Origin of the sequence: Paracoccus binzhouensis, from assembly GCF_016446475.1 — a bacterium.
Lineage (GTDB): Bacteria > Pseudomonadota > Alphaproteobacteria > Rhodobacterales > Rhodobacteraceae > Paracoccus > Paracoccus binzhouensis.
Window position 1 is genome coordinate 1 of the sequence record NZ_JAEHFP010000174.1, and the last position, 5,865, is coordinate 5,865.

At 61.6% G+C, this 5,865-nt stretch carries 8 protein-coding genes and 2 pseudogenes; 8 read left to right on the forward strand and 2 right to left on the reverse strand.

The window, feature by feature from the left end; genetic code table 11:
- The 8 genes and pseudogenes from I9P22_RS22795 to I9P22_RS22830 all read left to right on the forward strand — a co-directional run.
- A pseudogene (locus I9P22_RS22795) lies at positions 1-81 on the forward strand (IS5/IS1182 family transposase); the annotation flags it as partial.
- A gap of 50 nt (positions 82-131) precedes the next feature.
- Positions 132-602, forward strand: a complete 471-nt coding sequence (locus I9P22_RS22800) for an Rrf2 family transcriptional regulator (RefSeq protein ID WP_199262392.1) — start codon at positions 132-134, stop codon at positions 600-602.
- Positions 592-1,485, forward strand: coding sequence for an NAD(P)/FAD-dependent oxidoreductase (locus tag I9P22_RS22805; protein ID WP_199262394.1), 894 nt, complete (start codon positions 592-594; stop codon positions 1,483-1,485). Before I9P22_RS22800 ends, I9P22_RS22805 begins: the two co-directional genes overlap by 11 nt.
- An 87-nt stretch (positions 1,486-1,572) precedes the next feature.
- Positions 1,573-1,785 carry a ParD-like family protein gene (locus I9P22_RS22810; protein WP_063186547.1) on the forward strand — a complete coding sequence of 71 codons (213 nt, stop codon included), beginning with the start codon at positions 1,573-1,575 and terminating at the stop codon, positions 1,783-1,785.
- Positions 1,782-2,549 carry a type I methionyl aminopeptidase gene (gene map, locus I9P22_RS22815; RefSeq protein ID WP_199262396.1) on the forward strand — a complete coding sequence of 256 codons (768 nt, stop codon included), beginning with the start codon at positions 1,782-1,784 and terminating at the stop codon, positions 2,547-2,549. Before I9P22_RS22810 ends, map begins: the two co-directional genes overlap by 4 nt.
- Before the next feature lie 33 nt (positions 2,550-2,582).
- Positions 2,583-2,960 carry a DUF3817 domain-containing protein gene (locus I9P22_RS22820; RefSeq protein WP_199262398.1) on the forward strand — a complete coding sequence of 126 codons (378 nt, stop codon included), beginning with the start codon at positions 2,583-2,585 and terminating at the stop codon, positions 2,958-2,960.
- Between the two features lie 2 nt (positions 2,961-2,962).
- Entirely contained in the window at positions 2,963-3,244 is a 282-nt protein-coding gene (locus I9P22_RS22825; RefSeq protein ID WP_199262400.1) for a hypothetical protein, read from the forward strand.
- 59 nt (positions 3,245-3,303) lie between these two features.
- Complete coding sequence (locus I9P22_RS22830; RefSeq protein ID WP_199262402.1) at positions 3,304-4,530, forward strand: IS256 family transposase; 1,227 nt, start codon at positions 3,304-3,306, stop codon at positions 4,528-4,530.
- A 101-nt stretch (positions 4,531-4,631) separates the two neighbouring features.
- Here the strand turns inward: I9P22_RS22830 and I9P22_RS22835 are convergent.
- Both I9P22_RS22835 and I9P22_RS22840 read right to left on the reverse strand, forming a co-directional pair.
- A pseudogene (locus I9P22_RS22835) lies at positions 4,632-5,536 on the reverse strand (IS3 family transposase); the annotation flags it as partial.
- A gap of 1 nt (position 5,537) precedes the next feature.
- On the reverse strand, positions 5,538-5,865 hold a 328-nt coding region (locus I9P22_RS22840; RefSeq protein WP_233253548.1), incomplete at its 5' end, for a transposase.

Consider the following 5,865-nt stretch of genomic DNA (forward strand, 5'->3'; position numbering starts at 1 on the left):
TACGACAAAACCGCAGACAGTTTCCTCGGCTTCATCGACATCGCCTGCATCAGGCTCTGGCTTCGCCATTTGTCAACATGACCTAAGCCTGCTGCTTGACAAAAAGCCGCTCATGCAACTAATAATGTTACATGAAGAAAAACAGCCAGCTCTCGGACGTCCTGCACGTCCTTCTGCATATGGCGCAATCCGAGCGACCCGCGACCTCGGAAGCGCTTGCCGCTGCCATGCAGACGAACCCCGTCGTGCTGCGCCGCTTGATGGCCGGGCTCAGGGATAAGGGCTTCGTCAGATCATCCAAAGGCCACGGCGGTGGCTGGGTGCTGGCCTGCGCGCTGGACGCGGTCACGCTGCGCAGTGTTTACGAGGCGCTCGGCGACCCCCCTCTCATCTCGCTGGGTTTCCGGGAAGACCAGCCCCGATGTCTCGTCGCACAGACCGTCAACGACGCATTGGGCGTGGCAATGGGAGACGCCGAGCGTCTGCTGCTGGAGCGACTGGGTGACGTGACGCTGGCCACTCTCGCCAGCGACTTCCGTCGACGCATGAGGGTTCATCGACATGCCCCGCACCGGCTCGAAGAGCACGTCTATGAAGGTTGATTTCGCGGTCATCGGTGGCAGCTTCGCGGGCCTGTCCGCAGCGCTGCAGCTCGCCAGAGCCCGCCGCGACGTACTGGTGATCGATGCCGGACAGCGTCGCAACCGCTTCGTCGACGAGGCGGGCGGGCATTCGCACGGATTCCTCACGCGTGACGGCCAGTCCCCGGGCGCAATCGCTGCCGAAGGCCGGAGCCAGTTGCTGCGTTACCCGAACGTGCAATGGCTGAACGGCCTTGCCGAGGACGCGTGCCGCGGGTCGGATGGCCGTTTCGAGTTCCGTGTCGCAAGCAAGGTGGTCAGTGCCCGTCGATTGATCCTGGCTGTTGGCGTGCGCGACGAGCTGCCGCCAGTGCCCGGTCTGGTCGAGCGCTGGGGCTGCAGCGTATTTCATTGCCCCTACTGCCATGGCTATGAGTTGGACGCCGGGCCCATCGGCATCGTTGCCGCATCACCGATGGCGCAGCACCATGCCCTCATGCTGCCGGACTGGGGCAAGCCAACCCTGTTCCTCAACGGCGCCTATACGCCGACGCAGGAGGATCTGGCCGCACTCGACAGGAGGGGCACGTGCGTCGAATCAACGCCCATTGATCGCATCGAGGGTGCAGCCGACGTCGTGCTGGCGGACGGACGCATCCTGTCGATGAAAGGTCTGTTCACTCAGACACGAGCCCACCTCAGCAGCCCTGTGGCGCAACAACTGGGCTGTGAGATTGAGGAAGGTCCGCTTGGCGCGTTCATCAAGGTCAACTCTGCACAGGAGACGAGCGTGCCAGGCGTCTTCGCATGTGGAGATGCCGCGCGAGCGGCGGGAAGCGTGGCGCTGGCTGTCGGCGACGGCGCACTCGCGGGTCTGGCTGCTCATCGCTCGACTTTGTTTTGACTCGCTTGCGGCAGATCTGCAGCTCCCTTGCGCCAAAGCCAGAAAGAGCATATATGATTCGCATACGATTCATATAGCCGAGGATAGATGGGCATCGTAAATATCGACGACGATCTGCATGACCAACTGCGCAAAGCCAGCGCGGTGTCGTGCCGCTCTATCAATGCGCAGGCGGCCTTCTGGATCAGGATCGGCATGCTTTGCGAAATGAACCCGACACTGAGCTTCAACGACATCGTCACTCGTGAGCTGCGGGCCGCTGGGGTTGTGGCTGAACCTGCCGAGATAGTGTCGGCATGACCAAGCGACCAGAGGAAATCGCGCTGATGGCGGAGGCAGGCCGACTGTTGGCGCAGGTGTTCGGCTATCTTGATCGGTTCAACCTGATTGGCATGTCCACCATGCAGGTCAACGATCTGGTCGATGCGTTCATCGTTCATGAGCTCGACGCGCGCCCGGCCAGCAAGGGGCAATATGGGTATGCCTACGCGCTCAACGCCTCCCGCAACCATGTGGTCTGCCATGGCATTCCGTCTGCTGAAGACATTCTGCAGGACGGGGATATCGTCAATTTCGACATCACGCTGGAGAAGAACGGCTACATCGCCGATTCCAGCAAGACCTATCTGGTCGGCGAGGCGTCACTGCCGGCGCGGCGACTCGTTCAAGTGGCTTATGAAGCCATGTGGAAAGGCATTCGTGCCGTTCGACCCGGCGCCACCCTTGGCGACGTAGGCCACGCCATCGAGCGGCATGCCCGCAGGAATGGCTATTCGATCGTCAGGGAATACTGCGGGCATGGCATTGGACGTGACATGCATGAGCCCCCTCAGGTAGTGCATTGGGGCAAGCCGCGAACGGGCCTGGTCTTGCGTGAAGGCATGGTGTTCACCATCGAGCCGATGGTGAACCAAGGACGGCGTGCCGTTCGGACCGAGGAGGATGGCTGGACGGTGGTCACCTGCGATGGCCGATTGTCGGCTCAGTTCGAGCATACCGTCACCGTCACGGGCAATGGCGCCCAGGTCCTGACCTTGCGCCCCGGCGAAAAATGCCCGGTGTGAATTTCATGAATCGATGCCTCGAACAGAGTAGATATGGCCACAGGCACAAAAGCCGAAAAGAACCCGCATCATCAACATGGACTCATCGCGGATCTTGAGCGCACGCAACTGAAGCGCCTTGAGGCGTTGTCGATCATCGAAGCCACAACGCTGGTCCTTTTGGTATTCATTGCGGTTCCACTGCGGCATCTTTGGGGATGGCCGTATGGCTCGAAGCTGTTGGGGCCAATACACGGAATCGCATTTCTGGCATACATCTGGACAGCAATACAAACTGTAGCTGGCGGCGGCTGGCATCAACGTGAAGTGGTTCGATTGTTGTTGGTCGCGTTTGTGCCATTCGGGGGGTACGCCAATATCCGATGGCTGCGCGAACGGGCGAGAACAATCGCCGAGATCAAGCAGGCCTGATGATGGTGGCAGCGATCTACCCCTATTTGGTGGCGGCGCACGTCACGGCGGTGGTATTTCTGGTAGGCGGCCTGCTTGCGCAAGAACGAATCGTCAATGCCATCTCGCAGTCGCCACCGGAGGCACAAACAGGGGTGCTGGTGGCGCTGCAGCGTTTTGAACGCACGGTCACCACGCCCGCATTGTTGTTGACCTGGATCCTTGGATTGTCTCTGGCACTCAGTGCAGGCTGGCTGTCATCAGGGTCGTGTCGCGAAGGTGGTGGAAATTTGAAGGCGGCGTAATCTCCGGGTGAACCAACACCCACCCAACCGGCGGCTGCAACCGCCAGGGAGATCACGCCATGAACCAGATTACCGACACTGCGAGCTTTGCGCTACTGGCTGGGGAGGCCGGGTTCGATCCGATCGAGGAACGGCTACGGGCCAACGTCCGCGCGACGATCGAAGCCGTTTTCGAAGAGGAGTTGGCCGGCTTTCTCGGCCGGTTGCGCTATGGCCGAGGCGATGGTGCCGCGAAGGGGTATCGCCACGGGCACCGCGAACGGCAACTCACCGGGACCTTCGGGACGGAAACAGTGCGGGTGCCGCGCGCCCGGATCGAGGACGACGCAGGCAAGGTGACGGAATGGCGCTCGAAGGCGCTGCCCCGCTATCAGCGGCTGACAAAGAAGGCCGAGGCCCTGATCGCCGCAGTCTATCTCTCCGGCACCAACACCCGGCGCGTCAAGCGAGCGCTGTTCGGGCTGTTCGACGGGGCGGCCAGCAAGGACGTGGTCAGCCGCGCCTGGCGCAAGGTCAAGGTGGACTGGGACGCTTGGTGCGCGCGCAGCCTCGCCGAAGAGGACATAGTCCGTCTGATCCTGGACGGCACCGTGATCAAGACCCGGCTGGACCGCAAGGCCACGAACATCTCGGTTCTGGCCGCCATCGGCGTGCGACGCGACGGGCAGAAGGTGCTGCTTTCCATAAGAAATATGGGCGGGGAGAGCTCCGCCGCGTGGCGACAGTTCCTCGATGATCTTGATGCCCGGGGTCTGAAACGACCCGAATTCGTGATCGTTGACGGCGCCCCGGGTCTGGAGGCCGCGCTTGTGGCGCTATGGGGTGACGACCTTCCGATCCAGCGCTGTACGGTGCACAAACACCGCAACCTGCTGGCGCACGCCCCAAAGCACATGCACGACGAGCTGACAGAGGACTACCGCGACATGATCTACGCCGACACCGCGGCCGAGATCGAGAAGAAGCGCAAGGCGTTCCTGCGAAAGTGGAGGCTCAAGTGCCGAGCGGTGGCCGACAGTCTCGAAGAAGCTGGGGCGCGGCTCTTCACCTTCACCCGTCTGGACCCATCGCAATGGAAATCCACCCGGACCACCAACGCCATCGAGCGCCTGAACGGGGAGTTCCGCCGCCGCATCAAGACCCAGACCGTGCTGCCCTGCGCCGAGACCGTGCCCATGCTGCTCTGGGCGTTGCTCGCTTCCGGCCAAATCCAGATGCGTAAGGTCGACGGCTGGGAGACCCTCTCTCAGCCTATCGAACCGATGCCCCTTGACCTCGCAGCCTGAAAAAACGAACCTTCAAATGCTCGGAGCGCGCCGCCAGGGAATTTCCACAGCATTCGCGACACGACCCACCACGCGGCAGGGCGGTCAGGCCGGACGCTTACGTTGAGGAAGACGCACTCGTATTTGAGGCTGCGCCACAGCCGCTCGATGAAGACGTTGTCCATCCAACGGCCGCGCCCGTCCATCGAGATGCGGATGCCGGCGTCCTTCAGCGTGGTGGTGAAGGCGAAGCTGGTGAACTGGCTTCCCTGATCCGTGTTGAAGATGTCGGGCCTGCCGTGGTGGGCGATTGCCTCTTCGAGCGCGGCCACGCAGAAGTCGGCGTCCATCGTGTTCGACAGCCGCCAGGCAAGCACCTTGCGGCTGAACCAGTCCATGATGGCGACGAGGTAGAGGAAGCCGCGCCGCATCGGGATGTAGGTCACATCGGCACACCATACCTGATCTGGTCGCTCGATCGCCAGATTCCGTAGCAGGTAGGGATAGATGCGGTGCTGCGGATGCGGCTCGCTGGTCCTCGGTGCCTGGTAGATCGGCGACAGGCCGATCTTGCGCATCAGCCGCCGGACACGCTTGCGGCCGACGCACCAGCCCTGGCGACGCAGGTGCCGCGCCATCTGACGCGAGCCATACCAGGGCGTTTCCATGAAGGCCCCGTCGATGACACGCATCAACTCAAGATTCTCCGGGCTCTCGCCAGCGGGCTGGCGGTAGAACGAGGCTCGCGAGATCGAGACCAGCTCGCACTGGCGACGGATCGAGAGCCGTTCGTGATCGGGATCAATCATCATTCTCCTCCGATCCAGGCTCAGCGATCGAAGGCTTTGGCCAAAAAATCGCGCTCGACGACGAGCTGGCCGATCTTGGCGTGCAGCTTCGTGACCTCGGCCTCCAGGCCGACCTGTGCGTCGGAAGCCTTGTCGTCGAACGCCTTGGCCAGGTTCTCGATGGCCTGCCGCTTCCACTGCGTGATCTGGTTGGGATGAAGCTGGTGTTTCGTGGCTAGGTCATGTTGACAAATGGCGAAGCCAGAGCCTGATGCAGGCGATGTCGATGAAGCCGAGGAAACTGTCTGCGGTTTTGTCGTAGCGTGTTGCCAGGCGGCGACTGTTCTTGAGCTTGTTGAAACAACGCTCGACCATGTTGCGCAAGGTGTAGATGGTCATGTCGACGACCTTGCGCACCTTGCGGTTCTTTCGCATGGGGATCATGGGCAGCGCGTTACGGCTCTCGATGGCATTGCCAAGGGCAGTGTCGCAAAGTTTCTGGTTCTTCGATGACCTTTGATATGCCATTGTTTTCGGGTAGTTGGGGAGAGGCTCGGGGCGTGATCGA

What these genes read in the sequence shown, in the direction of transcription:
- I9P22_RS22830 (WP_199262402.1), top strand. Translation starts at nt 3,304, where the DNA reads ATGAACCAGATTACCGACACTGCGAGCTTTGCGCTACTGGCTGGGGAG.
- map (WP_199262396.1), top strand. Translation starts at nt 1,782, where the DNA reads ATGACCAAGCGACCAGAGGAAATCGCGCTGATGGCGGAGGCAGGCCGA.
- I9P22_RS22820 (WP_199262398.1), top strand. Translation starts at nt 2,583, where the DNA reads ATGGCCACAGGCACAAAAGCCGAAAAGAACCCGCATCATCAACATGGA.
- I9P22_RS22800 (WP_199262392.1), top strand. Translation starts at nt 132, where the DNA reads ATGAAGAAAAACAGCCAGCTCTCGGACGTCCTGCACGTCCTTCTGCAT.
- I9P22_RS22810 (WP_063186547.1), top strand. Translation starts at nt 1,573, where the DNA reads ATGGGCATCGTAAATATCGACGACGATCTGCATGACCAACTGCGCAAA.
- I9P22_RS22825 (WP_199262400.1), top strand. Translation starts at nt 2,963, where the DNA reads ATGGTGGCAGCGATCTACCCCTATTTGGTGGCGGCGCACGTCACGGCG.
- I9P22_RS22805 (WP_199262394.1), top strand. Translation starts at nt 592, where the DNA reads ATGAAGGTTGATTTCGCGGTCATCGGTGGCAGCTTCGCGGGCCTGTCC.